This is a genomic window from Pseudoalteromonas sp. SR45-5, assembly GCF_014163565.1.
Taxonomy (GTDB): Bacteria; Pseudomonadota; Gammaproteobacteria; order Enterobacterales; family Alteromonadaceae; genus Pseudoalteromonas; species Pseudoalteromonas distincta.
The window spans coordinates 1-2,573 of record NZ_JACJDN010000567.1; the positions used below are offsets into that span (position 1 = coordinate 1).

Below are 2,573 nucleotides of genomic sequence, written 5' to 3' on the forward strand. Positions count from 1 at the left end.
CATTAATGGTTGTTAGCTTACTCGCGTTTTTTATTTACAGGCAAAAACCTAAAGCGTTTAAACTACTTATAGTTAGTTTTTTTATAATAGATTTAATTATTATTGGCGCTATATTTGATGTAGAAAAAGTTAAACAGCGTATAAGCGAAACCAGTATTTCATCAGAAACCCGTGACGAAGTTGTACGTGATTCAATACCCCTTATTTTAGATAAGCCTTTGTTGGGCTCTGGTGGTGGTACATTTTATACTGCGTTTCCAGCGTATCAGTCTGAGCCTTATTCAGGTTACTACGATAATGCCCATAACGATTACGTACAGTTTGCAGTAGAGCTGGGTATACCCACTACAGCCGCACTAGGCTCACTTATACTTTATTGTTTATGGTTATGTATAGCGACTATGCGAAAGCGTAAAACAGCGCTGTTTCAGGGTGTTGCCTTTGGTTGTGCCATTGCAATTATAGATATGTTGCTGCATTCGTTGGTAGATTACTCTTTGCAAGCTGGAGCAAACTCGATGTTATTTATGACTATTTTATGTTTAGCAATATTGAGTAGTAAGTTACCTGCGTCTAAACGAAGCCGAAAAGAGCATAGTTAAATACAAAGCCAAGTAATTACCAATATAGAGTGATTACAAGCTGGGCTTCTCACGCGAGCAAGCTCAGCGTCTACCGCCAAGGTTTAAGTTTGGGTTATCTTGTAGACGCCATGCTTGCGTGACGGGCAAAGCCCGTAAAGTGATTGATCACAAATGAATAATAAATAACGAAAAGTATTTCACCATTTTCGTACTTCTAATCTCGTGAAAGATTATACTTTTTCATTTTCTCAACGAGTGTTGTTCTGCGAACCCCTAATATCTCTGCAGCGCGAGCTACAACGTAATCATAGCGCTCTAACGCTTGGGTAATTAAGCTTATTTCAAGTTCGGCTAAATAATCTTTAAGTTCAATACCATCATCAGGTAATAGCCCACTACCCGTTTGGCTAAACTCAGCGTCTGGCTCACTTTCGTAATCACTAAAGCCTGTGCTAAATATGTCGTTAAAGGCGTCTTTTTCCATTAACTCTTCAGGGTATTCTGGCTCGTAGGCTTCAACTTCAATGTAACGATATTTGTTAGGTAAATCAGGAATATCAACCACTTTGTCAGGGAACATAATAACCATACGCTCCACCAAATTAGCAAGCTCACGAATATTACCAGGCCAAGCATGTTCTTTTAAGCTCTCAACTGCGCGCTCTGTAAACTTAGCGGTAGAACCAGTCTGGTCGTTAACACGGCGCATTAACTCTTTTAAAAGCAGCGGAATATCATCAGCTCGTTCACTCAGCGATGGGTTTTCGATAGGGAATACATTTAAACGGTAATATAAATCTTCCCTAAAACTGCCCTCTTCAATCATTGTTTCAAGATTACGATGCGTGGCCGCAATAACGCGTACATCAGCTTGGATTGCCTTTGTACCACCAACACGTTCGTAGCTGCGTTCTTGCAATACTCGCAGCAACTTAACTTGCATTTGCAGTGGCATATCGCCTATTTCATCTAAAAATAGCGTTCCACCTTGAGCTAGTTCAAACCGCCCTTTACGAGCCGATATAGCACCAGTAAACGCGCCTTTTTCGTGGCCAAATAGTTCACTTTCGAGCAGCTCAGCCGGAATAGCACCACAGTTAACAGGTACAAACGGTCCATTAATACGCTTTGAAAGCAAGTGAACATTACGGGCAACCACTTCTTTACCTGTGCCTGATTCGCCTAAAATTAAAACATTAGCGTCGGTTTTTGCCACTTGTTCAATTAAAAAGCGAACATCTTTTACGGCCTCTGTTTCACCAACAAGTCCGTCAAAAGTTTTATGTGGTTTAGAATGCTTATGCTCATTTGGCAACATGCGCTGATACTGCTGGCAATCGTGAAGTAACTGCGTTGTCACTTCGTGATTAAATGGCTCGCAAATAAGCCCCACCACATTAGCTATACTTAATAGTGGTTTTAGCGTTTCGCCAATTAATAAAAACGGTAATGTTGGATAGCGTTTAATTAAGCTTTCGTGGTCAAGTGATTGCAACGCTCCTAAAATAATCATGCATTCTTGCTGCTGATATTTTTTGCATTCTTGTTCAAAGCAGTCTTCGCTTAATAGTTGTACAGCTTCACCAATAAAGCTAAGTGAAGCATTTAATCCTATTGCGCGGTTGTTATTATTATCTAAAATCAAGATCATATTTAGCGAGCCGTACTTTCACTAATTTGTATAATTATTTAAATTGTAAGCCAGTTCAGCATGGATGCAAGTGATAGCGGCAGTTTTTTGACATAAACGCCAAAAAACAGGCGGGCTAGTTAAGTCAATCATACTTAATAGTTAATCATTAAGTATGGGTTATAGTTTTAACTTAGCCATTACTTAACTATTACCTAACTATAACTTAGCCCTAAAAATTAATTTACTCTGCAATAAAAATGCTATTGTTAGTAAATAAACTCAATTATAAATTTAAGTTGAAGTTACAAATGCCGATACATAAATAAGTGAAAATGCTTGGCATTAATATTGCTTTG

The 2,573-nt window shown here is 38.7% G+C and carries 2 protein-coding genes; one reads left to right on the forward strand and one right to left on the reverse strand.

Annotated elements, in window-relative coordinates; genetic code table 11:
• Nucleotides 1-602, forward strand: a 602-nt coding sequence (locus H5072_RS16570; protein WP_182694157.1) for an O-antigen ligase, incomplete at its 5' end; no start/stop codon positions are given.
• Between the two features lie 196 nt (nt 603-798).
• On the opposite strand, the gene H5072_RS16575 is transcribed toward H5072_RS16570, so the two are convergent.
• Nucleotides 799-2,235, reverse strand: a complete 1,437-nt coding sequence (locus H5072_RS16575; RefSeq protein ID WP_182694158.1) for a sigma-54-dependent Fis family transcriptional regulator — start codon at nt 2,233-2,235, stop codon at nt 799-801.
• Nucleotides 2,236-2,573: the final 338 nt, after the last annotated feature.